We start from the raw sequence: 25229 nt of genomic DNA, 5'->3' as shown, positions 1-25229 counted from the left end.
GATGCTGGAGATCAGCTCCGTCCGGGCCGGCTACGACCGCACCACGGTCCTGCACGGCGTCACGGTCACGGTCCCGAAGGACGGTGTCGCCACCGTCCTCGGCCACAACGGCGCCGGCAAGAGCACCCTGCTGCGCGCCGCCATGGGCCTGATCAAGCCCAAGAGCGGTAGCGTCCGGCTGGACGGTGAGGACATCACCCACCTCGCCCCGCACCAACGGGTCGCCCGCAGGATGGCGTACGTCCCCCAGGGCCAGCAGTGCTTCCCCCACCTCACCACCGCCGAGAACCTCCAACTCGTCGCCGACGGACGCCCCGACGGCAGAGCGGCGACCGCCGAGGCACTGGACCTCTTCCCGGTCCTGCGTGAGCTGTCCGGACGCCGCGCCGGACTGCTCTCCGGCGGCCAGCGCCAGCAACTCGCCATCGCCCGCGCCCTGATCACCCGCCCCAGGCTGCTGCTGCTCGACGAGCCGACGGAGGGCATCCAGCCGTCGGTCGTCGCTGAGATCGAGGAGACGATCCTCGCCCTCACCCGGCGCGGCGGCCTCTCCGTCCTCCTGGTCGAACAGCACGTCGGGTTCGCCATGCGCGCCGCCCAGCGGTACTACGTACTGGAGGCCGGGCGGGTGACGTCCTCGGGCGAGGGCGGAACGGCCGCCGAACAGACCGTACGAACGGCGCTCAGCGTGTGAGCCCCGGCGGTTGAACGCGCCCTCGACCGAGCGACCGGGAGGTCGGACGAGGGCGCGTTCGGCTGTTCAGCGCGTACGACATGACGCGGTCGTCACCCTCGTCCCGCTCGTGTCGGAGGGGCGACCCCGTGGGATGGACGGGCCTCGGCCGTGGCCCCTCGTCCTGCTCGTCTCGGGAGGGACGACCACACGCGACGGACGGACCCCGGCCGTGGCCCCTCGTCCTGCTCGTGTCGGAGGGACGACCACACGCGACGGACGGGCCCCGGCCGTGGCGACTGCGCCTTGCTCGGGCCTTGCCGACGCGGTGAGGAAACCGATCCGGGTCACCTTGTCTTCCGCAGTGCGCACCCCTTGTCCAATCTGTCATGGACCCGCCATGCTTTCCGTGAATCTACTCGCATAGATTCGCGTTTCGACGTTCCACCTGCCAGCGTGCCCGTCCGCACTCTCCCGGAGGATCGCCCAGTGAGACCTCGTGAAACGCGCCGCCGTGGCGCCGTCGCCGTCGTGGTGTCCTTAGTCGCCCTGTCCGTCGGCCAGACCGCTGCCGCCCTGCCGGCAGCCGCCGCTCCCGCAGCCCCTGCCGCTTCGGCAGCCCCCTCCTCTCCGGCTGCCGCCTCCACGGTCGCCGCGGCGCAGGACCAGGCGGCGCGTGCCATAGCCCGTTCCCTCGCCGACCCCGCCTGGCGTGCCCGCGTTCGGCATGCTGCCCTGACCGCCGACGAGGTCTCCGTCACCTCTCTGGCCGGCCGCGCCGACAACGGCCTGAAGTCCACGCTGGCCACGGCGGACCGCCGGATCGCCGCCGCCAAGGGCCTCGACGCCGGCATCGGTTCGCTGCTCCGGCTGCGACTCGGAGACCGCGCCATGCGCGGCGCCCTGTCCGCCGGACAGGTGCCCTGGGTGGCCCCCGCCACCACCGATGATCACGCCGCCACGATCGTCGCCTACGACGTCCAAGGCCGCGCTCACGTACTCGACGCCCGCCACACACCCGCCCGTCCCGTGTACGTCGTGGACATCGACGGCTCCAAGGCGCTGGCCGCCGGCCTGGGTGTCCTGAACAGGCAACTGCGCCACTACGGCGTGGACTCCGCCGCACCGGAGGCGGTACCGGCAGCGGGGCCGAGGGCGGGCGCCACCCGGAAGCCGCAGGCGCAGGCGGCAGCCGGAGGTTTCTGGACCACCCGCATCAGCGCGGTGGAGCTCTCGGACGACGAAGAGCCGTGGATCAAGGGCGACGCCGAGATCTACACACTGGTCACCGGCTTCGGGCAGGACGGCGCCGTACGTGTCGACCCCGTCGACATGCCCTACCTCGACAATGACGGCACGGTCTACCGGCCCGGCCAGATCCTGGTCAACTGGTCGAACTACAAGTACAACCTGGCCGATGCCGTGATGATGGAAGAGGACGGCAGCACCAACTACCGCGACCTCGCCAAGGCCATCGCCACCGCCCTGCTCACCATCACCGACCAGGGCACGTACATCCCCCTGGTGAACGCCATCCTGGACGCCATCCCGAACGACTGGTGGACGGACGATCCCGACTACGTCGACTCCTGGTACACCCTGGCCAGCAGCGACAACGGCACCCGCTACGGCGCTCGTGGCAACGGCTGGATGACCGTCGAACCGTACTTCGTCCAGCAATTCTGAACCGCAGGACGGACGTCTGAAGCGCACGGCGTCGACGAAGGGTCAGTCGAAGGGCCGACGGAGGGGCGACGAAGGGTGGGGCCGGTGAACGACATCACCGGCCCCACCCGCGGGCCCTGACCGCCCGACCCGCGGCCGCTGCTACCCGCCCCGATCTCAGCTTCGAGCAGCAGGTAGTGCCGAAGCATTCTGTGTCGCCTCGCGTGCCGCGGTGAGGGCCCGCTGTCTGAGGTCGCCGCCGAACAACTGAATCGCGGTGGCGGCCAGGATGTCGTCCCTGCCGATGGTCCGCGCGTTCCCCCTGCGGGTGGACAGGAGGCGGAGAGAATCATCGAGGAGGAGCGGTGGGGTCGGTTCACCCGACACCACCGGGGTGACCGTACCGAAACGTTGGACCCCGCGCTCGCGGGCGACCGCGGCCGCGTCCCCGGCGAGGTCCGACAGGAACACGCTCGCGATTCCGTCCAGGTCGCGGACCATCGCCGGGACGGCCGTCGCCCCCTGACTCCACAGCAACTTCTTCACTCCGGCCTCGAACCTGTGCGCGCCGACCACGGCACTCGGTTTGCGCGACCTGCTGCGTTGAGGAGAAGACACGATGACACCGTCGGCGTCGTAGAGGACGCCGGTCAGGCCTCGGAAGGTCGGGCTGTGGTTGAACCACCGGGTTCCCACCTCGAGTTCGACGTTCCGGTCGATCGCCGAGAGAAGGTCCCTCGGTATCAGCTTCCTCCGGGTCTCCTCCGCCGCTGCTCTCCTCGCGCCGGCGATGATCTCCGTCAGCACCGTCCGTGTCACCGATGCGGCGGCCCAGGCGGCGGACCGAGAGACGGGCATCGAGGTCACGTCCCTGAACACCGCCTTGACGAGCGAAGGCTTGAACGGCGAGACACCCATGACCGAGGCGGTCTCGGGACCGATGCGCTCAGGGCGTGCGGGCTGCGGGGTCATTGGAAGAAGTGCTCCCTGCTGTCGGTGTCGTCAGAAGCTCACACTCCACCACACAGACACGCTCGCCTTCCGCCTTCCGCCTTCCTCCGTCGAGGGAGGACCCGGTCAAGCTCCTGACGGGACGGGCACACCATAGGCGCGCATGTATGACTATTTGTGCTGAATGAGAAATTACTTGGCATTTCTTAAGAAGGGGTGTTCCGTGCCGATTTGCCCGTGCCCGACGGTGAGGATCAGTGCGTGCCCGGCCGAATGGTCCGGGCAGTGCCGGGGCGTCGGCCCCGGTCCGTACGGAAAGGTCTGAACATGATCAACGGGTTGAAGAGGGCCGCGGCCCTGGGCGCGGCGACGGTGGCCCTGGCCGCGGGCGCGGTCGTCGGTACGGTCGGTACCGCGTCGGCCGCCCCGCAGGACCACCGGCCGTCGCGGGCGTCGCAGGACCACCGGCCCTCGCCGGCGTCGCAGGACCACCGGCCGTCGGCGGGGTCGCACCACTGCGTGAAGGTGGCGGGTCACTGGGTGCGGCAGTGGCAGCCGGCGTTCCGGGACCGTCACCACCACTGGCACCCCGGCCACTGGACCCGCGTGTGGCGCCCCGCCCACAATGAGTGCCACCACGCACCTCGTGGCTGACGCCGACAGCCGCTTCTAGGTGGCGCCGACGACACCAACCGGAACCGGCCCTGGCACGCCCTTCGCGGGCGCACCGGGGCCGGTTCGTCGTGTCGCACCCGCAGTTCGGGCCGTACGGCAACACCAGGAGCCCCTGTGACACGGATGCCGCTGATGCTCAAGTACGGGCGGTGCGACGGTCCCCAGCGCCTGGAACCGTCGCCGAGGGGCGTACTCCAGAGACGGTTCCGCCGACGCCCGATAGACCTTGTCGGCCCAGCGGCAGTGGTCGATCTGGGCAAGGGATGGTCTGACCGCCGCCGAACCCTGGAGGTCCTTGCGTGGAACGAGGTGCTTGGCGACGATCCGGCGGGCGTGCTTGTATGAGGTGGAGCGTCGGCTCCCAAGTCCTCGATCGGCCTGGTCGTTTCAGGGCGAGCTGCCGCGCGGTCGCTGTCACCCCCGGACGATGACGCCCTCCTGCACGCCGCCACCGCCGGGCCTGTGGCCACGAGGCCCGCGTCGGCGCCCCATGGGCCGGGACGGGACAAGGGTCGGCTCGCGCGCCTCGTACCCTGTGATCATGCTCAACGCTGATCACATTCACCTGCGCCCCGTCACCGAGAAGGACCTGGACCAGCTCGAACGCCTTCACGAAGATCCCGCCGAAGCCGGAGACCACGGCTTCTTCGGATTCCGCAATCCAGGGCAACTTCGACGGCAGTGGGCTGACGGATTCCTGTCCGCTCAGGGCGGCAGGCTCGTGATCGCCGGCGAAGACGACCGGTTCGTCGGCGAGGTGCAGTGGCACGAGGTGATGCAAGGCCCGGCGTCTCCATGCTGGAACATCGGCATCTCCCTGACCACCGCCGAACGCGGCAAGGGCTACGGGACGCAGGCGCAGCGCCGGCTCGCCGCCTACCTGTTCGACCACACCAAGGTCAACAGGGTCGAGGCGAGCACCGAACTGTCGAACATCGCCGAGCAGCGTGCCCTTGAGGGAGCGGGTTTCACGCGCGAAGGCGTCCTGCGCGGGGCCTGCTTCCGGGCCGGTGCATGGCGCGACATGGTCCTGTACTCGATGCTGCGCTCGGACCAGGCGGCCTGAGTCCGCCGCAGCCGTGCATACGTGATCGAACCCGACCACCGCATCGACCGGGCTCCGGTCGGTGCTGGTGGCGATTGGCATGTACCATCCTTCGCGGTACGGAACCCATACGTTCATGTGCTGCTTGTCGCCGATTCTGCCGTTGCCGTATTGCAGGGCAGCGTGCGTACCATGCTGCCCGTCGGGCGCTGGAAGAGGCCGCCACAGCATCACCAGCGGGGGAGTAGGCCTCGACGTTCGCGCATCAGGTCCATTCGCCCGGTGTCTCGGCGGACGAGCGGGCGCACACGGACACGAAGAGCACCTTCCCGCCGGTCTCGGACAGTTCCTGCGAGAAGTATCGAGTCCGTCCCCCTCTGACCCGCACCGCCTGGGCACCTAAGACGACATCTCATTTGGTGAGCCTGCGGTAGCAGATGAGAGTGCGGGCGATGCTGGTGAAGGCGAGGAAGTGGTCGGCTTTGAGTTCGTAGCGGCGGTGGAGGCGGCGGCAGCCAGCGGCCTAGCCATGGTGCGTTCGATAATCCAGCGGTGGCGGCCCAGTCGCTGTGAGGGCTCGATCCCTTTGCGGCGATGCGATTGGTGACGCCGCGTCCGCGTAACCATTGCCGCAGGTAGGGGTAGTCATAGCCCTTGTCCGCGTGGAGCTTGCGCCGCCTGCGTCCGCGGCGGGAGCGGAAGGATGCCCTTGACCAAGGGAATCTGGGCTTGACTGTCGTACAGGTTCGCGCCCGAGATACCGACGGATATGGGCAGACCGGTCCGCTCAGTGATCAGATGGATCTTCGAGCCGTACTTGCCCCGGTCCACAGGATTCGGACCCGTCAGGTCCCCCTTTTCAAGGCCCGCATGTTCACCGAGGCGATCGCGCAACGGGACCAGTCCAGCTCTCCGCGAGCGCCGAGCACCACGCGGTGGAGCTTGGCCCACACCCAGGCCTGCGACCACTCGCTGAAGCGCCGATGAGCCATCGCCCCTGACAGCCCGAAAGATGCTGTCGGCAGTTGCTGCCACGTGCAGCCCGACGTGGCCACGAACACGATCGCCGCCAGTACCTCCCGGTCGCCATGCCGACGCCGACCACCGCCCTGAGGCCGCGACGGCGCCTCCGGCACCACCCGCTGGAAGAGCTCCCACAGCTCATCCGGTATCAGCCGCTCAACAATCCCCATGACCGATCCCGCCTACGACTCGCTCGAGCAGATGGTCTCAATCCAGGCCGCCTGGAGGTCACGGCAGACAAGGATGAGGGTGCCGTCCCAGCAGGCGATCTCGTGGCTGCAGCCGTTCCTGTGCGGCAGGATCTCATCGAGAATCACAGTCCCGAGGTCCGTTCCCCGCTCCTCGTCGACGGGATAGATGACGACGCTGGACACCCCTGTGTAGCGGATCAGCAGGTCCTGGTCGTGCTTCCAGCAGTTGTGCTGGAACTCGACCTCCATCTCCTCACCGCCATCGCCCCGGACGGCCCGAAGCGTCAGGTCCTTCACACATCGCCTGCTGCGGAAGTCGTAATGGTCTGCGTCCATGGCGAAAGCCTGGGCGCCTGGCGGCAGGTCACCGGAGATCGAGGGCAGATGGCTCAGGTAGCGAGCCGGGTCCAAGACCCCTGACAGGTCACCGACCTGCGCATCGAGCTTGACGTACTCCATCGGCCTCCGCCCCCGCTCACGACCTCCCACTGGCCGACGAATCGTCGCACAGACTCACCAAATGAGATGAGGCCTAAGAAGGCCGTTCTCCGTGAAAGGCGAGCCTCTGCCGGATCCTCTGCTGCAGCCGTTCGCCGACATTTGGGCTGGATGCGGGGCGGCGAGGTACGCCTGGCGTTGGGGCTGTCATGAATGCTGAAACACCTGTTGACGAGTCGGCTCATGAGGAGCCGCGGCGGTGTGAATACCGCGGTCACCCGGCCTTGATCGACTCGGTCGACGCGTACGACTTCCGCGTGTGTGGTGAGGTGGCTGCGGATCAGTCGGCTGTGGCTGGCCGGGGTTCGTAGAAGCACCGCTGGCCTCATCGTCGTGCACACCGATGGGAACCTACTGAGGTTCGGTGCTGCCAGGTTCGGGGAACGTCGAGGAATTCGTGAGCGGCGAGCCCTTCAGGCATGGAGTGTTCGCGAGCACGTTCGTCTCGCCGGAGCCCTTCACGTAGGAGACGAAGATGGTGAATTCCCCGAATTTGCCCGGGGACGTATATCGCCTTCTGTTGTCATGCGTGCGCCGTCCGCCCATGGTCCAGCCCTGCTTCTGGAGGTCGGCTCGGACTTTGGGGCCGACGTCCGGGGCACCCGGCCCCCGGAGGAGCGACATGGTTACCGTGTGTCTCGCGGTGCCCTGGCAGTCAGGAGCGGTCTTCACGGTGGGATACAGGGCGCCGATCGGGGGCGGTCCTGACTTCCGTGCGGCCGTGGTCACCTTGAGCAACAGCTCGTGGAGTCGCTCATCCGCTTGATCGAGCGTGGTGACCGAAGTCAATGACTGCGTGGTGGCTGAAGTCAATGACTGGGCGGTTGCCGCAGTCAATGAAGGATCGAGTGCCGCGTGCCCTCTGCGTTGGCCGACGCCATAGACGGCATACCCTTCACCCGCGGCACGGTGATATGGGCCCCAGGCCCCAGGACCAGGAAAGAGGCTGAACGCAGCGGGATCTCGCGGCCTCGGTGGCGTAAGGCGCCCACAGGTTCCGAAACCCTCCCTTCGAAGGGCACCGCGAACTGCCCGTTGACGGCCGGGCCTCGTCAGGCCGATGAAGTGCGCCGCTTCAATCGTTCAGCCGGTCGGATACGGTCGCAGAGCAACTCCATCCTCGCGAAGAGCACAGCTGCTTCTCGGCCTGATTGACCTGCTCCTAGAGGGTGGACTTGCGAAAGAGACTGGCCAGATGCTTGGCGGCGGCGTGCCGGAAGAAGAGGTAGACCCGGTAGTGATGTGGCGTCCAGTTGCTGTCGGACCAGCCCCATGCGGCGACGGAGCCGCGGCAGACCATGAACGGCCTCGGCGCAGGGCATCACCACCTCACTGCGGAAGAGTCGTAACTCGTTCGGTTCGAGGTAGTCCTGAAGAGTCTGAGCTCACAACACGGCCGGCTCAATGAGGAGGCCGCTGGGGCGCCTGGGAACGACGTCGGCGGCCGCACTCAGAGGATCGAATCGGCTTGTCACTTCCGGAACACTAGAGAAGGTCCGGCCCAAGGCGGTCGCGGTCCGGAGCCGCACGTTCATCTGGCGGGCCTGATTGGCGTATCCGCCGTGCTGGGCGACGATCTGCTGGAAACGTCGTACTGCGTCGTCGAGCATCCCGCGGTCTCTCGAAGCCGTTGCGTACAGAACGGTCAAATCGCAAGCCGCCAGCTCTCGGTTGGCTTTGCCGATCCGAAGCGACAGATCGATGAACCGCTCGAACGCCCTGTCAACGCGGCGGAGTACCTCGGGCCGAGACGGATCCAGGGACACATCGGAACGGCGGACACTGAACCCCAGTTCGACTTCCAGCTGAGTGCGTGCCAGCGTGTAGTGGATCTCCGGATCTTCCTGAGTCGCGGCGATGCGTTCCATTCGGGCGACGGCTCGATGGGCACGTTCCCGGTTTCCACCGCGCAGCGCCTCGTGATGCGCGATCCGTCCGTACGCGTCGCTGAGATCGGGAAGGTACCTTCCCTCGTACGGACGATGGCGCTCCAAGTGGCGGGTGGCGGCGAGGTAGCCCTGCACAGCGGCACCATGGTGGCCGAGCGCGCCCAGCATGAAGGCACGGCCGGTCATGCCCTTGAAGACGCTCCAATCCTGGACTCCTCTGGGGCTGTACCGAAGTGCTTCGTCCTGCCGCGCTCGTGCGAAGCGCAGAGCGTGGACATTCTGCGGCTCGAACGTGGCGAAGTAGGCGAGACCGAGGTAGCGCAAGCGGGTGTCCACTCCGGCCGCGGCAACGTCGGGAATCAAACGTCCTGCATGGTGGAGCAGCAGTGGCAGCACCTCACGCTGATTGCTGTGGATGGACCTCTCCAACTGGTCGAGTGACTCGTGCGGGTCGTCAGCCAGTTCGACGGCGCTGGCCGTCACGAGACTGCCGGTCAGCTCCGCCGGATTCCGAAATGGCGCCAGCGGTGGCCGGTGCGCGGTCGTCGCAAGCCAGTTGACGGCCCGTCCCGCATCTCGATATCGCGCATCCTTGTTCCCTGCTCGATACACGGGAGCGTCGTCATCTCTCCGTGACGACGGTGTGCGACCGCTGCCTGAACGATTTCGCGACAAGGCCAGCAGGGCGTCCGCTGCCCGGTCCGGATTCCGCGACATCAGGCACTCGGCCCGTACGGCCTCCCAGAGTTCCTGCGTATCGAGTCTGTCAGGTGCAAGCGTTCCCTCGACAACCGATGCCGTATCGGTACTCGTGAGCAACTGTGCCATCGATGCGTCGACGGCGAGGATCCGGCGATGAACCTGGCGCGTCGACAGCCCCATTTCTCGCGCGAGACCCCGCACATCCGTTCGCTCGCCACGCAATCCGGCCGCATCGATCCAGAGCGCGGCGTCCAAAGCGGTGACGCCGGCAACGGCTCTCTCGCTCACCAGCAGGTGCGCCAGGTGCGCCCGCACGGCGGGCGGCTCAGCCGAGCCGAACACCTTCCTGGCCAGTTCGGGCTTGGGTACGTCGGTCAAGTCGATTACCTCAGCCCCGTTCAGGGCACGCACCTGGCGCAAGTCCAGCAGGAGCCACTCACGAATGGCCCTGACGTCAGCAGCCACCAGCGCAATCACCTCGGGTTCGGTCATGCGTGCCTCCGGGCTCACCGGGCTCGTGTACGGACGATCTCCGAGTGACTTGCTGTCCGTCATCGCATCAGCAGGGTCAGTATCGTTCCGGCCGCGGTGACGACCGCAGCAACGGCCGTGAGGTACGCAGCGACTACGTGATGGTGTGCAAGGTTCCTACCAGCATCTGGCCGAGTGGGATCCGAAGCGGGAGCGCAGTCTGCCTGGTCGCCGGGTGCCGGGACGCGCACACCACCCCTCGTTCCAGCCGCGTTTCGACCCTGAGCGTTCGATGATTCCATCGTGATCCACCCCATCTGTCCGGCGGGAAAGGTGCCTAGGACAGAGCGAATCAGGGCCGCATGAGCAGTGGTTGACAGTTCGCGATTGTGCGACATGGCAGGACAGCGAGACGAAAGTCGTAGAAACGGAAGCCCTGCCGGGAGCCCCGCAGCCGAGCGTGCCCGGCTTTACTTCCGACCGAACGAGGTACGGCGGAAAGTCGCCCCCCTTCCCTTCCACGAAGACCAAGCCGTCCGGTCCCTTCTCGGCGGACCAGGCGAGGTATTGCCTCACCTCTTTGTGAGGGAAGGCCAGAAGGGCGACGGCGCGGACACCGGCGTCCGACTTGCGGAGCGGTGAGACCCTCTCGGTGGACGCGACGCGGGAGGCTGTGGTCGCCGATCCTGCCGGTCCGGCCGACGTCGGAGTGACCAGCGGGAGCCTCCTGGAGTCGTCCGCACCCGTGGAGTGGCACATTGCCGGTCCCCGACCAACGTGAGGAGTTGAGCACGCCTGCTCGGTCCGTGCCGAAGGGATCTGATCCGGCCGGTGATCCAGGCCCGATCGGGGTACACGGCCCCGCATGGCACAGAAGACCGAGCGCGTCATGTTCCTGCGGGCCGTGCGGCAACTGCACCGCGTCCGAACCTTCTACGGGATGGGCATCCTGCTGTGGAGCGCCTCCACCCTGTGGACGGCCTGGCAGTCGGCCGGGAGTCGGCAGATGTGGGTGTCCGCCCTCCTCCTGACCGTCTTCGCCGGCCTCCTCCTCATTGCCACCCTGTCCCTGCGGAGCCTTCAGCCCCCGGAGACGGGCGGCCCGGCTCACCACGCCCCGTCTCGCAAGGTCCGCGCCGGGTCCGTCAAACGAGTGGCGTGACTGGGTGGTTGGCGGCGGATTCCCGCTCCCGTCAGCGGGCGATCGATAGGGCGAAGGGAGCGAATCCGCTGGACCGGATCACGTGGGGTACGAACAGGACCGCGGCCTCGGCGGCCTGCGCGGTGCCGATCCCGCCGAGGTCCGTGATCCACTCCCGGCGCCAGCCGAGGTCCTTGAGAAGTCCGCGGACGGCCGACTTCGCTTCCGGGTCCTCACCCGAGAGGAACGCGGTGGGCGGCTGGGCGAGTGAGGTGGGCGCTGTCATCACCGTGTAGAGCATGGTGTTGAGCGTCTTGACGACGCGCGTTTCGGGGAGCGCTTCCTGGAGTTGCCCGGCCAGGCTGGAGCCGGGGTAGATCAGGTCGGCGGGAAGTCCGTCCGGGCCGTCGACGGTGGCGTTGGAGACGTCGACGAGGATCTTGCCGCGCAATTCCTCGCGCAGTGCGGCGAGCCGTTCGAGCGAGCCGGCGCCCGGGGTGGCGTTGATGACGATCTCGGCCGTTCGGGCAGCGTCGGCGGCGGCGCCTGGAGCGCGGTCCACCGCGGTCACCTCGTGCCCTGCCCGGGTGAGGGCGGTGGCGAGGCTGCCGCCGACGCGGCCGTTTCCGAGAACTGCGATCGTGGTCATGGTGATCTGTCCTTTCGTACGTACAGGTAGTGCTGGTGCTGGTGCTGGTGCTGGTGCTGGTGCTGCTGGTGGTGCGCGGTCAGCGCGAGAGCGTGGCGACGGCCTCGGCGTGGATACCGGGCGCGGCGGCCAGGAAGCTCTCGCTCTGCGGGGTCCAGGGGCGGCCCTCGCCGTCGGAGATCCGCCCGCCGGCCTCTGTGACGAGCAGGGCTCCGGGCAGAAGGTCCGCGCGGGCGCCGGAGTACTGCCAGAAGGCGTCGATCCGGCCCGCGGCCACGTTTGTCAGGTGCAGGGTCGCGGGTACGGCGGTGCGGACGACGAGCGCGTCGAAGAGCATCGCGGTGATCGAGGAGCCGACGCGCCGTACGACCTTCTCGTCCTCGTCCGGCCGGGCCTGGCTGGTGGCCACGATGCTCAGGCCGAGGTCCGCGGTCTCGGCGACGCGCAGCGGCCGGCCGTCGAGGTGGGCGCCCGCGCCGCTGAGCGCGGTGTAGGTCTCGCCGGTCAGCGGCAGGTGGACCACGGTGAGCACCGGCCTGTTCTCGCGAACGAGGGTGGCGGTGACCGCCCAGTCCGGCAGGGCGTGCAGGTGGTTGACGTTGCCTTCGGCCGGATCCACGACCCACCATTCGCCGGCCGGCAGCGCCCCGCCGTCCAGCTCGTCCTCCACCCAGCCTGCGTCCGGACGCAGGCTGGTGAGGCCGGGGCGCAGGATGTCGAGGGCCGCGTCGTCGTTGGCGGCGAGCGCGTCCATCAACTCTTCGCGGGTCTCGTAGCGGACCACCTCGCCGAAGCGCTCGCGCAGCGCCGATCCGGCCTCTCGCACGACCGCGGTGGTCCGGCTGAGCAGGTCGGCGTCGGAGGCGATGACGTCAGTGGCCTGAAGCGTTGCGGACATGGTGGTACTCCCTTGTCGATGGGGGGTGTTGAGGCTGGTCGGGCCGCGCTGTGCGTTCCGTCCCGCGCTCTTGATTCGAAGGTATAGAGCCCCATCGTTAACTTCAAATGCATGTCAAGCACGGCTAGGATTACTCACATGCAATTGGACTTGAACCTGCTCACGGCCCTCGACGCGCTGCTGGAGGAGGGGAGTGTGGCCGGGGCGGCCGCGCGCCTGCACGTGACCGCCCCGGCGATGAGCCGCAGCCTGGGCCGGATCCGGCACACGACCGGGGACCAGATCCTGGTGCGCACGGGGCGCACGATGACCCCGACGCCGTACGCGATCGCCGTACGCGAACAGGTGCACGAGCTGTTGCAGCAGGTCCAGGGGGTGCTGGCACCGAGCCGTGAACTCGATCTGGCGACGCTGGACCGCACCTTCACCCTCCGCTGGCACGACTCCCTGGTCGCCTTGACCGGCCCCGCGCTGCTCACGGCCGTTCGCGAACAGGCGCCGGGCGTGCGGTTGCGCTTCGTCGCGGAATCGAGCATCGACACACCCGAGTTGCGACGCGGCGAGGTCGACCTGGAGGCGAACGCCAACCGCCCGAGCGCACCGGACATCCGTGCCGAGAGCGTGGGCGAGACCCGTCTCGTGGTCGTCGTGAGGCGAGATCACCCCCTCACTCGCGTCGAGGCCCTTACGGCCGAGCAGTACGCCGCCGCTGAGCACGTCACCGTCTCGCGCCGCGGAAACCTGAGCAACGCCCTCGACGAAGCCCTCACGCACCTCGGCCTGACCCGCCGCGTGGTGGCCACCGCGCCCACGGAAGCGGCCGCGCTGGAGTTCGCGCGCGGCTCCGACCTCCTGATCAGCGTCCCCGAAGCCACCACGCGGTCAGCGGTCGCCGACCTCGGCCTGGTCGTGCTTCCCCTCCCGCTCGAACTGCCCCTGGCGCCCATATATCTGTCGTGGCATCAGCGCTACGACTCCGACCATGCCCACGCCTGGCTGCGCGGTCTGGCACGAACCGCCCTGGCCGCGTGCGGAGAGTCGTAGCCGGCGCCCCTTGGCCACGCCGATCGGGAGCGCCGGCTCGGGGGCTGTCGCCGTGGTCTGGTTCGCGTACGGACTGATGCCGATGCCGCCCTCGCGCGCTCTGCGCAGGAGCCGGAGCGTGGCCCGCCGTGAAGTCGCTGCCCACGGCTTGCCGTGCCGTTGCTTCACGTATCGATATTCGATAGATTTCCATCGTAGATCGATGGAAGGATGAGGCATGGGGAAACTCACCGTGCGTGCGCTGCGTGCCGTGCTCGTGGTGGTGCTCACCGGCAGCGTGTTCGTACAGGCGTTGATGCTGTGGGCGTTGATCAGCGGGAAGGACCCGGAGGACGGGTCGCTGCCGCTCACCCCGCTGCGGGTGATCACGATCCTGGGCATTGGGACGGCTCAGGTCGCCCTCGTCTGCGTATGGCGGCTGGTGACGATGGTGCGACGCGGAACCGTGTTCTCCCACGCCGCCTTCCGGTACGTGGACATCATCATCGGCGCGATCGTCGCGGCTGCTCTCGTGTGGTTCACGGTCACGGCCCTGAACGCCCCCGGCCAGCGGGACGACCCCGGGGTCACCCTCATCATGGGTGGGATCGGCGTGGCCATCCTGGGAATCGCGCTCATCGTGCTCGTGCTGAGGATGCTGCTCGCCCAGGCCGTCGCCCGTGATGTCGAAGCGACACAGATGCAGGCCGACTTGGACGAGGTGATCTGATGCCGATCGCCGTCGACATCGACGTGATGTTGGCCAGGCGGAAGATGTCGGTGGGTGAACTCGCGGAACGCGTGGGGATCACCCCCGCCAACTTGGCGGTACTGAAGAACGGCCGCGCCAAAGCAGTGCGCTTCACGACGCTCGCCGCGCTCTGCGAGGCGCTGGAGTGTCAGCCGGGCGACCTGCTTCGCTGGGAACCCGAGGGTGTCGAGGCGGAATCCGAGGGTGCCGAATCCGAGTCCGGGGAGATCCCGGGCACGGCTGGAGCGTCGGACAGAGGCGCCCGGCCCCTGTGATCCGCGCGGTTCGGCGCGGTCTCATTGCCAGGTGTGCGAGGTGGCCGTCGGCCGGAGGAGTTCCGGGCCCGGTTGAAGCGGGAAGTCGAGTTGTCCCGATGGGTCGTGGGCTCTGTCTGGCGCCGCTGCTCGCGGCGGATGCATGCGCGCTACCGCTTCCCAAGGCCTTTGCTGGAACCGAGTTTTGACAGTACTGGGTTCCTCGCCTGGGGCCATGGAGTCGCCCTTGCGAAGCGCTCTGCCGAGGTCTTCTGTCAACAGGCAAGCTCGGCGCACGGCGCCGGAGTAATCCCTTGCCGGGCAGGGACCCCTTTGCTGACACTGATCCTGTGATCAGGGCAACGAGGGAACCTCTACCGGGAGGCGGTGTCGGCCTGGCCGTTCCGGACGGCCTGTCAGGCCCGCCTCCGCTGCGCTTCGAGCGGGTTACGGACGGCAGGTGGATCCTCCGGCAGAGTAAGCGGCCGCTCATCGAGGCCCGATCGGAGGGCGACGGCTGTTGCCGCGACCTCCACCTGCGCCGCCTGCTCGGCCATCGATCCCCGCTGCCGCCTCTGACCGCCGCAGCGATGCGGACCGGGGTCGACTGGCCGCACAGATACGCGCTGTGGCTGGAGGAGACGGGGCTCGGCCCGCTGCACCGCGGGCGCTGGCTGCTGAGTCCGCGCTCCGGTTTCGCTCCGGGTATCTGGGATGGTGACCTCGTTCAGGACTGGCCGGACGTCACCCTCGAACTGCTCTGCGGGGGTGGCTGGCACGGTGTCTTGCCCTTGCGTCCGCTGTCGGCACCGGACGCCCCGCGCGTGAAGGCGTACCGCAAGCATGCCCGCGAGGGCACCCTCGCCCCGGTCCTCCTGTGGTGGGTGTCCTTCCTGGACGGTTGGTTGCTCCTAGACGGTCATGACCGGGCTGCTGCGGCTCTCGCCGAGGGCCTGCAACCGGTCTGCGTGGAACTGGTCCGCATACCGGACGACGCCGACTGGCGGGCGACCGCCAAGAAGATCACCGAGGCGCACGAGGAACAAGTTGCGCGATTGGCCGAGCGCCCCGCGGGCTCACACACCGCTCGTGAACGGGAGGTGCTGGACCGGGGCTACGCTGATGTGCTCTCCACCCTGACGTACGACGCGAGCGCCACCGCCATGTTTGAACGCCCTCGCGACTGACCACGTCGGGCGGTGCTTTGCCGTGCGCCAACGGGCGGATGCGGCACCGAACTCGGCGTCGTCTGGGGCGGCTACCCACTACCGGACCCGAAGGAGCGCCCCGCCTCCACGGGAATTCGCGGACAGTTGCCGCACTCCAAGCCGTCAACTGGGCCTGGTCTGCGGCCACGTCAGTCGATGCCTTCACTCGCAAGCGCTCACGGGCTGCGCATGGCGACCTTGCGCAAATTCCGGTCGGCGAGCGTGACCGGCCCCCGTCCTCAGGATGATCTTTCGCTGGCAGGATCAAGCGAGTACGTTGCTTTTTCGTGTTCACCGCAGAAGTCGCGTCGACATTCATCAGCACGTTCCTCGCCGACTTTGCGGACGTGGCGAAGGTGGACAGAGTCGCTTTCGTCTCGTCTGTACTGGACTGGCGCAAGTTGGCGCCAGTTGCGGTGGGTCCGAGCTGGGAGGAACTGAGTGACGGCCAGCGCGAAACCACCCTGGCTGCCCTCACCGTCCACGTCGCCTCGCTCATCGCGGACCTTCCCCTGACGAATGCGTCCCTGGTCATTACAGATAAGGATCCGGACGACAGCAGCGAGTTCAGGGTGATGACTGGCGCTTTTGTCGATGGGGAGGCGACCGAGATCACTTTCTGGGTGTTCGAACAGGGTGGCAGAGGGCTCAGGATGGGAGATGTCGGAGTGGAGGGTACGTCCTTCCTGGGCAGGTTGCGTCCACGGCTGACTGCCATCGCGGAGAGCCAGGGCATCGACGCGGTGATCCGTGAGCTGCCTCAGTTGGTTGGGTAGGAGCGGACTGCGGGGGGACTGGTCTATCGCTCGGCGTGCTGTTTGGCCTTGGTGAGGCGGTAGGACTCGGTGCCGGTCTCGATGATGGTGCCCGTAGGAGGTGAGACGGTCGACGATGGCTGTGCAGGGGCGAGCGTCGGTGAAGGTCTTAGAGGGTGTTAAGTCCGATCTTCCTAGGTTCGTGATCGCTCGATCGTGGGACTGATCGTCGTACGAGCCAATCGTTCGCCATGTGCATGCTGGGATGCGGGCATGGACCGAAGACCGTATTCGAGTGACCTATCGGACGAGCAGTGAGCGTTGATCGAGTCGATGATCACGGCCTGGAAGCAGGACCGGGTGAGGCGGTGTCAGTGGCGCTACCTGCCCCCACGATCTGCCGGCCTGGTCGTCGGTGTTCTACTACTTCACGCTCTGGCGCCAAGACGGCCTTGACCGGCTCATCCAGGAACTGCTGCGCTGTCAGGTGCGGGCGAAGGCCCGCCGATTAGAGGACCCGTCCCTCGTGATCATCGACACCCAGTCCGTCCGTGCGGCCGCGGGTGTCCCGAAGACCACGACGGGACTGGACGCCAACAAGAAGGTGTCGGGGCGCAAGCGGGGACTGGCCGTCGACGTCCTGGGACTGATCACCGGTGTCGTGGTGCTGGCCGCCTCCGTCCACGACAACGCCGCCGGCACCGCATTGCTGGACCAGGCGGCCGAGCGGTGCGGGATGCGCCTGGAGAAAGTCCTGGTGGACCGGGGCTTCAAGGACGAGGCCTTCATCCACGGCGCCCTGCTGGACATCGACGTCGAAGTCGTGTGCCGCAACCCCGAGAACCAGGGCAAGGGCTTCGTCCCGCAGCCCAGGCGGTGGATCGTGGAGCAGGTGAACGGCACGTTGATGCTCCACCGCCGCCTGGCCCGCGAATACGACCACCGGCCCGACTCCTCCACCTCGCGTGTCTACTGGGCCTCCATCGCGAACATGACCCGCCGCCTCACCACGCCCGCCCCCACCTGGCGCGGCAGTCTCGGACTGGCCGCATGAACATCGCCGAACTCCTGGCAGACCTCTAGGCACGGCACGACGAGAACTCAGCCCGGGCCGACGAACTACGCGACCAGAGCGCGCACTTGACCGCAGCCCTGATCGAGATCGAAGCACGGCTCGCGGACCTGGCCACCACACAAAAGGTCATCACCGAACGCGTCCCACCCGGGACCGAGCCCGATACGCCCGAGACGAACACCGCCTACCAAACCATCGTGAACGCCTTCAACCAGCACCCACACCAGGAATTTAGAGCCCGTGAGCTGCATGAACTCCTCGGCATGCCCACTGACGAGGCGACCGTGAACATCACCCGCAGCCGCCTCGGACGCCTCACCCGCCAAGGCTTCCTCACCCAACCCGGACGAGGCCGCTACCAGAAACGGACTTAACTGGTCCGGTCTGGTGTGCCACCGCGAGAATCAACTTCCGTGCGCGGCGCGAGAGCGGACCCATGCCGCGAATTTCTCAGCGTTTGCCTTCTGAGCCGGGATGGCGTTCGTTGTCGCGCGATCCAGGAGCTCGTCCAACCGGGTACTCGGTCCGTCCTCGGCAATAAGCAGAGCTTCGGCTCGTGCGAAGAACACCCCAAAGCGCCCGGACTTCATGTGCCCAAGATCGCCCGCGCGGATCGAGTCGAGTAGTGCCTGCCGGTCCAGTAGCCGGGTAAGCGTTGGTCAGCCGTGATCGGCGAGCTGCACGACCATGTCAGCCGCAGCGGGGCGGGCATCCCGTTCGTTACTGATCTCCCACCACCAGTCGCGTCCTGCGGGCGTGCCATTCGGATGAAGCCGTGCGCGGTACAGCCCAAGCGATTCATTGATCGACTTCGGTAGCGATCCGAGCGACTCTCGCATCCAGTCCAGCCACGGAGCGGGCGCCACAGCCAGGTTGATGACGCAGCGCACGGACCGAGACGTGCTCGACGAGGACGACTGCACGTTCACGACCGCCCAGTCGCCCTGCGAGTTCGTCAATCGCCAGGTTGACCCCGAACCCTTAAACCCTGCGGTGCGTGCCGCTGGTCCAACGAAGTTCCCAAGCGCCGCCTTGAGGGCCGCCTGCGCTGTCATGCGGCCACCTTGCCAGATTGAGATGATCACAACAACGAGCGAGTGATCGCGAGCGGAGAGAGAAGGGACTTAACGCCCTCTCAGATGTGGGAAGTGAGGCCGGTGGCAGGGTCGTGGGAGATCAGCGTCAGCATCCCCGGGTCATATCGGACGGTCTCGCCGGTCAGCAGGGCTCGTCGTTGACTGGCCGTCGCGACCTGGACCAGGAACTGCAGCACGGCAGCCACCCCCGCCCCGTCGAGGACGTCCTCGGGCCAGACGGAGAACTCGATCTCCTCCTCGTCGCAGGGCAGGGCGAAGAACCACACGGCGCCGAAGCGGGCCCGGAAGGAGAAACTCGTGGCGTGGCCCTCCGGGTCGTCCGCCCAGACGCGGAAGAGGTCGGTAAAGGCGGGATGCACGGGATCGAGCTGGGGGTAGGGGTGCTCCACCTCGGTCTCGTCGGCTACAACACGCAGGCGTTCGAGGACCGCGATCCACTCGACGCGGGTTGTGTCGAGGACCCGAATGTCCCTCAGGCTGCCGTCGAGATAGAAGACATCGCACATCCACGGCTCGGGTAGACACCGCGCGCGGGAACCGTGCTCACCGGCGTGGACGTCGTCGTGCGTCAACTCGACCCGCACCCTCGCGTTCGTCTCTCCCATGGCACCAAGGTAAGAGGTCGCCACAAGTATGAAAGGACCGGCCCGGCAGGTTCTGCGACATCACAAGATCCCCGACAGAGCCCGTAATTCCCCACCCTCGCGGTCACGACTCCCCATGGGGACGGTGAACGTGAGCGGTGCTGATGTCGTTCTCGGCCATGTGCCGTCGGGGCTGGGGCGTACAGCACCGTGGACGGTCGGGGGAGGCTACCCGCAAGCCCTTCCGGCCCGGGCGTGCTGCAACTTGTGGGTGAAGCGGTGCATGTGGGGGTCGAGCAGCTCGTCCGACTCCTCGAGCACCTGCTCGTCGGTCAGCCACCGGATCGCTTTGAACTCGTCCTGGTCGTAAGAAGTGATGGCGTCAGCGTCGGCGGTGAGGAGGTACCAGAGCGAGACGTCAGTGTGTGCGCCCGGCCCCCGCGTTTCGGTGACGGTGAGGAAGAGGGGGAGCTCGCCGGTGATCGGCGATGCCGTGGCGTGGATGCCCAGCTCCTCACGACATTCGCGGACCACCGCGGCCCACGGGTCCTCTCCCGGCTCGACGTGTCCGCCAGCCGGCAGCCACAGGCCCGCCTTGCGGTGCGCGACGAGCAACAGCTGACCGCGTGTGTCGTCGAGGACGACGAAGTAGCTCACCAGGTGCATAGCGGGAACGTCCGGCTTGTGCACCCGGTAGACCGGGGCACCGCTGGCGATCCACTGCGCGGCGGTCTTCAGGTGGGTGCGCTCCAGGCTGTCCCAGGGTTCGATGGCTCCGACCAGCTCCAGAAGGCGGGCAAGCGGCTGATCGTCATTGTCGGGGAGCGGGTGGCCAGCTGAGCTCATCCGCGCATCCTGTCAGGAGGCACTGACAGGCGACGTCGATTTCGACACCCTCATGCTCGAGTACACCCTCAAGGCCACCTACGCGAACGCGGAGGGCTCTTACTTCTGGGGGGTGAGCCAGAACTCGGGATGGCAGGTGTGCTGCGACAGGATGGTCGCCAACAACTCAGGGTGCGTGATCGACAAGTACACGCCCACGCTTGTGATCCCGACCCGGTACAACCTGACACGCCAATACATCGGCATGGTTCAAGCCAGTATGTCCAGCCGCCCCGGCTGGGAAGGCAAGGGACACCCCCTGCACCGTGAGTCGAACGAAACCGTGGCCAGGAAGAACCGCGACATCGTGTGCGACACCACCTTCACCGCCGACCCTTCCACACCCACCCCGGCCCAGTGCGACGAGTTCCCGTTCGCCAAGTCCAAGGAGACCGCCCAACAGGGCGTGACATCGGGGAAGACCTGCCAGCAGTACATGGTCATCAAGAGCGCCGGTGGTCAGCGCCTTGACCTTGTCTGGCCCGGCCTCAACCACGGCAGGATGCCGCCGGCGAACGCCAAGTGTGCCCGGGCGAGCATGACGAAGGTCGACAACGAGAGCAACAGTTGCTCCCCGGCCCGGTCGAACTGTTCCTGGAGGGTGGGCTCGCGAAAGAGGCTGGCCAGCTTTCCGGCTCCGGCGGTGAGGGCGCCGCGTTGGGCGAGGTAGTCGGCCATGGAGGCACGGTGGACTGCACGGGCACGTTCCAGCAGCGCACCGGCAGACAGCCCAGCGCGCTGAAGGAAGCGGCGAGGTGGCCCGGGGCATGCCGCCGCGCCGCTAACCAGCGCAGGCAGCGGCGCTGGTGCACGCTGCGAACGCGTAGTCCCATGTATGGCGCCGTTCAACGCGAGGTCAAGGAAAAGCCAATTCGGGGTGCACGGTGGCGGCGAATGGGGGTATCCGCTCGCCCATACGGACGAGCACACCGGGAGGGGTTGTGGCGGACAGCGGGGTCGCGGAAGCGAGACCGGCGGCGAGTCAGGCGCAGGGCGCCGAGGGAGCGCAGCGGGAGGAGTCCGAGGCCGAGCGGGCCGACCGGCAGTGGAACGAACTGATGCAGGAGATCCGGGTCGCACAGACCGGCGTCCAGATCCTCTTCGGCTTCCTGCTGAGCGTGGCGTTCACCCCGGCCTTCGGGCACCTGTCGCACGCGGACCGGTTCATCTACATCACGACGGTCGTCCTCGGCGCGACGGCGACAGGCGCCCTCATCGCGCCCGTCCCCTTCCACCGGCTGATCTCCGGCCGCAGCATCAAGGCGCAGGCGGTGCGCTGGGCGGCGCGGCTCATCTTCCTCGGCCTGGCGCTGCTGGTCGCCACGCTCACTTCCGCCCTGTTCCTGATCCTCCGGGTGGCCACGCACGACGGCTTCGTACCCTGGTTGGTGGGCGTGGTGGTGGCCTGGTACCTCGCGTGCTGGGTCGCGCTGCCGCTTGGGCACGGCACCGGTACAGCACAGTGCCGGAGGAGCCCGCCGGCTGACGGGACACGGCCGCCGCCGACGGCTTGAAGTGTGAGCCCCGTCCTGGAGTCGCCGTGCAGGAACCCGAGGTCAGGAGCCGGTGACACCCACCATGCTTCGAGCGCTACTGGTGACAGAAGCGCGCCAATCTGGTGACAGCCAACGTGCTTTGCCGGTCGAAGTCGCAGGCCAGCGGATACCGATGGTGACAGCCAATGCGCCTTGGCTCACCTGGGTGCGGCTGTCCCTGGCCAACACCCGCCCCCAGGAACGCCGTTCCGCCTACGCGGGTGTGGGTGGCGGCGCCGGGACGGAGGGGAGCGCGGAGCCTGTCGCCGTGCCGCCGGCTGTTCCGGCGCCACATGATCACCGGCAGCCGGTCCTGTTCGAGCCCGCCACGCCTGGTGACAGCCTCCACTGGTGTGCCGCTCGATCCGGTACGTGCCGCCGGCTGGAGGCAGAGCCGGCCCGCTGGGGGACATGCACGGTTGGACGCGCTCGACGTTGACCCGCGCCCGGCGGGTCCAGCGGATCCTGCTGGCCATCCAGGTCACCCCCGGCGGACCGGTGCCGGCCGACGTGCTCCAGCAGCTCTCGGGCAAAAGCCTTGCAGCCCACCTGCTGCGCGGGTTCCTCACCGCCCACGGTTCCTCGAGGACGACCTCCTTCAGACCATCGAGGTCTGGCTCGCCCGCCAGATGACTGCTCTCCCTGCGCTCAGGGTTTGCCGGCTTGCGCACCCGGCCCACTCCGTCGTGGCGCGGTAACCGTCTGTCAGGTCATACGCCTGAAGGATCTCCCTGCTCTTCCTCACCCGCCCTGAGCCGCCCCAGAGCGGACTTTCCCGAAGCAGGCGGGGAAGTCCTGACCAGCCGCGCGCGGGGAACCTCGAGGCCGCCAACGGGGCGCCAAATGGCTGCATATGGGGAACTTGGCATGGCCGCCGCCACCGGGCAGCGGAAGCCGAATTCTCAGCAGCCGCGCCACAGGATCGCTCCCAGCGCGCGATCTCTCGCGAAACGACATCCGCCGGCGACAGGCATGCCACGACCCTGCTGGCAGCGACTGCCTTGAGAACGTCGGCTACCGACTTCGCGGTGGGGGTTGCCCAGCCACATGGGGGAGGGTTTGTGCCGGGCGCCGGGCTCCACCGATGAACGACCCGGCGGCGCTGCCCACGTCGAACCGTGGGGGCGCCGCCGGTGTGTGTGGCGAACGAGTGAGCTCAGTGGGTGGCGAGCATGCCTTCGCGGAGCTTGGCGAGGGTGCGGTTGAGGAGGCGGGAGACGTGCATCTGGGAGATGCCGAGGTGTTCGCCGATCTGGGCCTGGGTGAGTTCATCGACGAACCGCATGTGGATGATGCGGCGTTCGCGGTCGTCGAGCTGGGCGATCATCGGGGCGAGGGCATGGAAGTCCTCCACCAGTTCGAGGGCGTTGTCGTCCACTCCGATGAAGTCGGCTAGTGCGGTTTCGCCGTCTTCGCTGGACGTGATGGCGGCATCGAGGGAGCTTGATGTGTAGCCGTTGGAGGCCTTTCGGGCCTCGATGACGTCCTTCTCCGACAGTGACATCAGCTGGGACAGTTCATGGGTGGTGGGCGTGCGCCCGAGCCTGCTGCGGAGTTCTTCCGTGGCTTTGGCGAGCTGGACGCGGGCTTCCTGGAGGCGTCGGGGGACGTGGACGGCCCAGGAGGTGTCGCGGAAGAAGCGCTTGATCTCACCGACGATGTAGGGGACCGCGAAGGAGGTGAACTCGACTTCGCGGGACAGCTCGAACCGGTCGATGGCCTTGATCAGTCCGATCGTGCCGACCTGGACGATGTCCTCCATCTCGTCCTGACCGCGGCTGCGGAAACGTCCCGCGGCGTACTGAACGAGGGTGATGTTCATTTCGATGAGGGTGTTGCGGGCGTACTGGTACTCGGGTGTGCCCTCTTCCAGGACGGCGAGCCGGTCGAAGAACAGCCGGGACAACTGCCGGGCATCTTTGGGGGCGATCTGGGAAGGGTCCGCTATCTCGGGCAGCACCTCGGTGCGTGCTTCTGCTGTCTTCGTCACTGCCATATCAGGCCCCTCCTGCGTGATCCAGCCCTTGATCGCCGGCTCCGTGCACGCCGGCGACAGACGGTGTACCCGGGTCCGAACAATGCATGCCGGCAGATTTTAGAACGGACTCAGCGCGCCCGAGCGACCACTTGGCGGACGGTCTCTGGCGCACGAGAAGTGGGGCCGTCCGGAGCGTCTCCGGGCGGCCCCACTTCTGGGTTGGTGCTGGACGTCAGATACCGCGCTGGCCCTGGTAGTAGCTGCCGACCTGCTCGTGGTACCCGGCGTCGCCGACGTGCTTGTCCTTGTCGAACTCGGGGGAGTCCTTGATCTGGTCCTTGGTGAGGGCGACGTAGATCTTCCGCTCGGCCGGGTCGACCGACTGCACGGTCCCGGCCGGCAGCAGTACGTGCTTGCCGAAGATCCATACGCCGGTGTCGACGACGAGGTAGGCGGAGTTGACGTCGTCCGAGTGCTTGTCGACCTTCCCGATGCTGCCGTCGGTGGCCTCGACCTTGTATCCGATCAGGTCGGTGCCCGCGATGTGGCCGGTGGTCGGCTGGTAGCCCCAGATGTTGTCACTCATAAAGAACGGCTCCCTTGTCGAGATTGATTGCTTCCGCCGCAGCCGAACTGCGGTTTTTGCAGGCATCATCGAATTTGGTGACGCCTTCTCAGAAAGTCGGGTTCCCCTGCTTCCGGGCCCCACACATCACGTTCACGTCGAATGCGGATGGCCGGAGGTGCCGTGCTGGAGGCCATGGTTCCTGGCGTCACGGCCACCCCCGGCCATGAGTCCCTGATACCCCGCATCTACGCAATCACCACTTTCATCCCGCGGTCACCGGGACGGGACATGGGTGGGGCCCGACGCCGTGGCGTCGGGCCCCACCCATGGTTTCTGTTGTTGTTGCTGCCTACCAGCGGTACCAGCGGCCACGCTTGCCGCCGCCTGCTGTCGGGCGGATCACGAAGCCGAGGACCCACACGATCAGCACGATGACGGCGATCCACCACAGTGCCTTCAGCGCGAAACCGGCACCGAAGAGGATCAGGGCGAGCAGAAGAACAAGAAGAATAGGAACCATAGTTATCAACCTCCGGACCTTCGTGTGCCCTGCAGTCCGATCTTCATTCCTGCGGGATTTACGTATCTCTTAAGTGGTCCGCGGCTGCGAAAGCGTGGCGGTCGTCGCGCTGGTTTGAGAATGCGTTCTGGGGTGACATGGAGGGCGTACGTGAGTTCCGATGTGAGGCAGGGGTGGGCGGTTGTGGCTGCGGACGAGAAGGCTCAGGCCAAGGGCGAGCAGGTCGAGGGCAAGGTGAAGAAGGTCGTCGGCGGTGTGGTCGGCAACGAGTCCTTGAAGGCCCAGGGTCAGGCCGAGGAGTCCCAGGGGGACCTGCGTGCGGCGAAGGAGAAGGTCAAGGACGCTGTCCGGCCCAAGTAGGCGCTCAGCGACCCTGATCCCGGCAGCCTGGTGGCTGCCGGGATCCGTGCCGTCTGTGCCGGCCCGCTCAGGGCGGTGGATGGCCGGAGGGCTACATCATTGGCCCGCGACGGCAACAGGCCGGGAGGGCATACGGTTTGCGGCCAACTGGCCAACTGGCCGCGG

Annotated in this window: 25 protein-coding genes and 3 pseudogenes; 15 read left to right on the top strand and 13 right to left on the bottom strand. The window is 67.3% G+C overall.

Annotation, left to right across the window (positions count from 1 at the left end):
- Position 1 precedes the first annotated feature (1 nt).
- Positions 2–694: an urea ABC transporter ATP-binding subunit UrtE gene (gene urtE, locus ACZ4TO_RS29690; RefSeq protein ID WP_468025885.1), complete on the top strand. Its 693-nt coding sequence runs from the start codon at positions 2–4 to the stop codon at positions 692–694.
- 510 nt (positions 695–1204) lie between these two features.
- Positions 1205–2359 (top strand): DUF3103 family protein, encoded by a 1155-nt coding sequence (locus tag ACZ4TO_RS29685; protein ID WP_468025748.1) that lies wholly within the window; start codon positions 1205–1207, stop codon positions 2357–2359.
- 156 nt (positions 2360–2515) lie between these two features.
- Here the strand turns inward: ACZ4TO_RS29685 and ACZ4TO_RS29680 are convergent, their stop codons facing one another.
- Positions 2516–3310 (bottom strand): hypothetical protein, encoded by a 795-nt coding sequence (locus ACZ4TO_RS29680; protein ID WP_468025747.1) that lies wholly within the window; start codon positions 3308–3310, stop codon positions 2516–2518.
- Between the two features lie 306 nt (positions 3311–3616).
- Here ACZ4TO_RS29680 and ACZ4TO_RS29675 point away from each other — a divergent pair, with 306 nt between their 5' ends.
- Positions 3617–3943: a hypothetical protein gene (locus tag ACZ4TO_RS29675; protein ID WP_468025746.1), complete on the top strand. Its 327-nt coding sequence runs from the start codon at positions 3617–3619 to the stop codon at positions 3941–3943.
- A gap of 562 nt (positions 3944–4505) precedes the next feature.
- Positions 4506–5030 (top strand): GNAT family N-acetyltransferase, encoded by a 525-nt coding sequence (locus ACZ4TO_RS29670; RefSeq protein WP_468025884.1) that lies wholly within the window; start codon positions 4506–4508, stop codon positions 5028–5030.
- A gap of 391 nt (positions 5031–5421) precedes the next feature.
- Here the strand turns inward: ACZ4TO_RS29670 and ACZ4TO_RS29665 are convergent.
- The 4 genes and pseudogenes from ACZ4TO_RS29665 to ACZ4TO_RS29650 form a co-directional block, all read right to left on the bottom strand.
- Positions 5422–6202: pseudogene (locus tag ACZ4TO_RS29665) on the bottom strand (IS5 family transposase).
- Between the two features lie 12 nt (positions 6203–6214).
- On the bottom strand, positions 6215–6682 hold the full coding sequence (locus ACZ4TO_RS29660) for a hypothetical protein (RefSeq protein ID WP_468025745.1): 468 nt from the start codon (positions 6680–6682) through the stop codon (positions 6215–6217).
- 1201 nt (positions 6683–7883) lie between these two features.
- On the bottom strand, positions 7884–8021 hold the full coding sequence (locus tag ACZ4TO_RS29655) for a hypothetical protein (protein WP_468025744.1): 138 nt from the start codon (positions 8019–8021) through the stop codon (positions 7884–7886).
- Between the two features lie 85 nt (positions 8022–8106).
- Positions 8107–9804: a hypothetical protein gene (locus ACZ4TO_RS29650; protein ID WP_468025743.1), complete on the bottom strand. Its 1698-nt coding sequence runs from the start codon at positions 9802–9804 to the stop codon at positions 8107–8109.
- Positions 9805–10648: 844 nt separating this feature from the next.
- Between ACZ4TO_RS29650 and ACZ4TO_RS29645 the strand changes: the two genes are divergently transcribed.
- Positions 10649–10945 (top strand): hypothetical protein, encoded by a 297-nt coding sequence (locus ACZ4TO_RS29645; RefSeq protein WP_468025742.1) that lies wholly within the window; start codon positions 10649–10651, stop codon positions 10943–10945.
- 31 nt (positions 10946–10976) lie between these two features.
- Here the strand turns inward: ACZ4TO_RS29645 and ACZ4TO_RS29640 are convergent, their stop codons facing one another.
- Both ACZ4TO_RS29640 and ACZ4TO_RS29635 read right to left on the bottom strand, forming a co-directional pair.
- Entirely contained in the window at positions 10977–11573 is a 597-nt protein-coding gene (locus ACZ4TO_RS29640) for an NADPH-dependent F420 reductase (RefSeq protein WP_468025741.1), read from the bottom strand.
- 79 nt (positions 11574–11652) lie between these two features.
- Positions 11653–12471, bottom strand: a complete 819-nt coding sequence (locus ACZ4TO_RS29635) for an inositol monophosphatase family protein (protein ID WP_468025740.1) — start codon at positions 12469–12471, stop codon at positions 11653–11655.
- 138 nt (positions 12472–12609) lie between these two features.
- Here ACZ4TO_RS29635 and ACZ4TO_RS29630 point away from each other — a divergent pair, with 138 nt between their 5' ends.
- From ACZ4TO_RS29630 to ACZ4TO_RS29600, 7 genes and pseudogenes are all read left to right on the top strand, one after another.
- Positions 12610–13515, top strand: coding sequence for a LysR family transcriptional regulator (locus tag ACZ4TO_RS29630; RefSeq protein ID WP_468025739.1), 906 nt, complete (start codon positions 12610–12612; stop codon positions 13513–13515).
- A gap of 217 nt (positions 13516–13732) precedes the next feature.
- Positions 13733–14224 (top strand): DUF2975 domain-containing protein, encoded by a 492-nt coding sequence (locus tag ACZ4TO_RS29625; RefSeq protein ID WP_468025738.1) that lies wholly within the window; start codon positions 13733–13735, stop codon positions 14222–14224.
- On the top strand, positions 14224–14520 hold the full coding sequence (locus ACZ4TO_RS29620) for a helix-turn-helix domain-containing protein (protein WP_468025737.1): 297 nt from the start codon (positions 14224–14226) through the stop codon (positions 14518–14520). Before ACZ4TO_RS29625 ends, ACZ4TO_RS29620 begins: the two co-directional genes overlap by 1 nt.
- A 569-nt stretch (positions 14521–15089) precedes the next feature.
- Positions 15090–15686 carry a hypothetical protein gene (locus tag ACZ4TO_RS29615; RefSeq protein WP_468025736.1) on the top strand — a complete coding sequence of 199 codons (597 nt, stop codon included), beginning with the start codon at positions 15090–15092 and terminating at the stop codon, positions 15684–15686.
- A 308-nt stretch (positions 15687–15994) separates the two neighbouring features.
- Entirely contained in the window at positions 15995–16483 is a 489-nt protein-coding gene (locus ACZ4TO_RS29610) for an ABC transporter substrate-binding protein (RefSeq protein WP_468025735.1), read from the top strand.
- A gap of 312 nt (positions 16484–16795) precedes the next feature.
- Positions 16796–17516 (top strand): annotated as a pseudogene (locus ACZ4TO_RS29605) (IS5 family transposase).
- A gap of 86 nt (positions 17517–17602) precedes the next feature.
- Positions 17603–17911, top strand: coding sequence for a hypothetical protein (locus ACZ4TO_RS29600; RefSeq protein WP_468025734.1), 309 nt, complete (start codon positions 17603–17605; stop codon positions 17909–17911).
- 285 nt (positions 17912–18196) lie between these two features.
- Here ACZ4TO_RS29600 and ACZ4TO_RS29595 read toward each other — a convergent pair whose 3' ends face one another.
- The 3 genes from ACZ4TO_RS29595 to ACZ4TO_RS29585 all read right to left on the bottom strand — a co-directional run bounded on the left by ACZ4TO_RS29595 (position 18197) and on the right by ACZ4TO_RS29585 (position 20064).
- Positions 18197–18592 carry a DUF4304 domain-containing protein gene (locus ACZ4TO_RS29595; protein WP_468025733.1) on the bottom strand — a complete coding sequence of 132 codons (396 nt, stop codon included), beginning with the start codon at positions 18590–18592 and terminating at the stop codon, positions 18197–18199.
- Between the two features lie 80 nt (positions 18593–18672).
- Positions 18673–19239, bottom strand: coding sequence for a hypothetical protein (locus tag ACZ4TO_RS29590; protein WP_468025732.1), 567 nt, complete (start codon positions 19237–19239; stop codon positions 18673–18675).
- A 207-nt stretch (positions 19240–19446) separates the two neighbouring features.
- Positions 19447–20064, bottom strand: coding sequence for an NUDIX hydrolase (locus ACZ4TO_RS29585; RefSeq protein WP_468025731.1), 618 nt, complete (start codon positions 20062–20064; stop codon positions 19447–19449).
- Between the two features lie 52 nt (positions 20065–20116).
- Here ACZ4TO_RS29585 and ACZ4TO_RS29580 point away from each other — a divergent pair, with 52 nt between their 5' ends.
- Positions 20117–20773, top strand: a complete 657-nt coding sequence (locus ACZ4TO_RS29580) for a hypothetical protein (RefSeq protein WP_468025730.1) — start codon at positions 20117–20119, stop codon at positions 20771–20773.
- A 271-nt stretch (positions 20774–21044) separates the two neighbouring features.
- Positions 21045–21589 (top strand): annotated as a pseudogene (locus tag ACZ4TO_RS29575) (DUF6328 family protein).
- 1205 nt (positions 21590–22794) lie between these two features.
- Here the strand turns inward: ACZ4TO_RS29575 and ACZ4TO_RS29570 are convergent.
- The 3 genes from ACZ4TO_RS29570 to ACZ4TO_RS29560 all read right to left on the bottom strand — a co-directional run bounded on the left by ACZ4TO_RS29570 (position 22795) and on the right by ACZ4TO_RS29560 (position 24704).
- Entirely contained in the window at positions 22795–23634 is an 840-nt protein-coding gene (locus tag ACZ4TO_RS29570; protein ID WP_468025729.1) for an RNA polymerase sigma factor SigF, read from the bottom strand.
- 214 nt (positions 23635–23848) lie between these two features.
- Positions 23849–24202 (bottom strand): PRC-barrel domain-containing protein, encoded by a 354-nt coding sequence (locus tag ACZ4TO_RS29565; RefSeq protein ID WP_468025728.1) that lies wholly within the window; start codon positions 24200–24202, stop codon positions 23849–23851.
- 331 nt (positions 24203–24533) lie between these two features.
- Complete coding sequence (locus ACZ4TO_RS29560; RefSeq protein ID WP_355986450.1) at positions 24534–24704, bottom strand: hydrophobic protein; 171 nt, start codon at positions 24702–24704, stop codon at positions 24534–24536.
- A 183-nt stretch (positions 24705–24887) separates the two neighbouring features.
- On the opposite strand from ACZ4TO_RS29560, the gene ACZ4TO_RS29555 reads away from it, so the two are divergent.
- Positions 24888–25064: a CsbD family protein gene (locus ACZ4TO_RS29555; RefSeq protein WP_468025727.1), complete on the top strand. Its 177-nt coding sequence runs from the start codon at positions 24888–24890 to the stop codon at positions 25062–25064.
- Positions 25065–25229 lie beyond the last annotated feature (165 nt).

This window comes from Streptomyces sp. NPDC028298 (assembly GCF_055565895.1).
The sequence above is the reverse complement of the archived record's forward strand: the minus strand, read 5'-3'. Positions and strand labels throughout refer to the sequence as shown.

Coding starts and splice junctions, on each gene's coding strand:
- ACZ4TO_RS29670 (WP_468025884.1), top strand. CDS start 4,506: ATGCTCAACGCTGATCACATTCACCTGCGCCCCGTCACCGAGAAGGAC.
- ACZ4TO_RS29640 (WP_468025741.1), bottom strand. CDS start 11,573: ATGACCACGATCGCAGTTCTCGGAAACGGCCGCGTCGGCGGCAGCCTC.
- ACZ4TO_RS29660 (WP_468025745.1), bottom strand. CDS start 6,682: ATGGAGTACGTCAAGCTCGATGCGCAGGTCGGTGACCTGTCAGGGGTC.
- ACZ4TO_RS29680 (WP_468025747.1), bottom strand. CDS start 3,310: ATGACCCCGCAGCCCGCACGCCCTGAGCGCATCGGTCCCGAGACCGCC.
- ACZ4TO_RS29595 (WP_468025733.1), bottom strand. CDS start 18,592: ATGACAGCGCAGGCGGCCCTCAAGGCGGCGCTTGGGAACTTCGTTGGA.
- ACZ4TO_RS29630 (WP_468025739.1), top strand. CDS start 12,610: ATGCAATTGGACTTGAACCTGCTCACGGCCCTCGACGCGCTGCTGGAG.
- ACZ4TO_RS29580 (WP_468025730.1), top strand. CDS start 20,117: ATGCTCGAGTACACCCTCAAGGCCACCTACGCGAACGCGGAGGGCTCT.
- ACZ4TO_RS29655 (WP_468025744.1), bottom strand. CDS start 8,021: ATGGTCTGCCGCGGCTCCGTCGCCGCATGGGGCTGGTCCGACAGCAAC.
- ACZ4TO_RS29620 (WP_468025737.1), top strand. CDS start 14,224: ATGCCGATCGCCGTCGACATCGACGTGATGTTGGCCAGGCGGAAGATG.
- ACZ4TO_RS29625 (WP_468025738.1), top strand. CDS start 13,733: ATGGGGAAACTCACCGTGCGTGCGCTGCGTGCCGTGCTCGTGGTGGTG.
- ACZ4TO_RS29585 (WP_468025731.1), bottom strand. CDS start 20,064: ATGAGCTCAGCTGGCCACCCGCTCCCCGACAATGACGATCAGCCGCTT.
- ACZ4TO_RS29645 (WP_468025742.1), top strand. CDS start 10,649: ATGGCACAGAAGACCGAGCGCGTCATGTTCCTGCGGGCCGTGCGGCAA.
- ACZ4TO_RS29565 (WP_468025728.1), bottom strand. CDS start 24,202: ATGAGTGACAACATCTGGGGCTACCAGCCGACCACCGGCCACATCGCG.
- ACZ4TO_RS29560 (WP_355986450.1), bottom strand. CDS start 24,704: ATGGTTCCTATTCTTCTTGTTCTTCTGCTCGCCCTGATCCTCTTCGGT.
- ACZ4TO_RS29650 (WP_468025743.1), bottom strand. CDS start 9,804: ATGACCGAACCCGAGGTGATTGCGCTGGTGGCTGCTGACGTCAGGGCC.
- ACZ4TO_RS29590 (WP_468025732.1), bottom strand. CDS start 19,239: ATGGGAGAGACGAACGCGAGGGTGCGGGTCGAGTTGACGCACGACGAC.
- urtE (WP_468025885.1), top strand. CDS start 2: ATGCTGGAGATCAGCTCCGTCCGGGCCGGCTACGACCGCACCACGGTC.
- ACZ4TO_RS29675 (WP_468025746.1), top strand. CDS start 3,617: ATGATCAACGGGTTGAAGAGGGCCGCGGCCCTGGGCGCGGCGACGGTG.
- ACZ4TO_RS29635 (WP_468025740.1), bottom strand. CDS start 12,471: ATGTCCGCAACGCTTCAGGCCACTGACGTCATCGCCTCCGACGCCGAC.
- ACZ4TO_RS29615 (WP_468025736.1), top strand. CDS start 15,090: ATGCGGACCGGGGTCGACTGGCCGCACAGATACGCGCTGTGGCTGGAG.
- ACZ4TO_RS29570 (WP_468025729.1), bottom strand. CDS start 23,634: ATGGCAGTGACGAAGACAGCAGAAGCACGCACCGAGGTGCTGCCCGAG.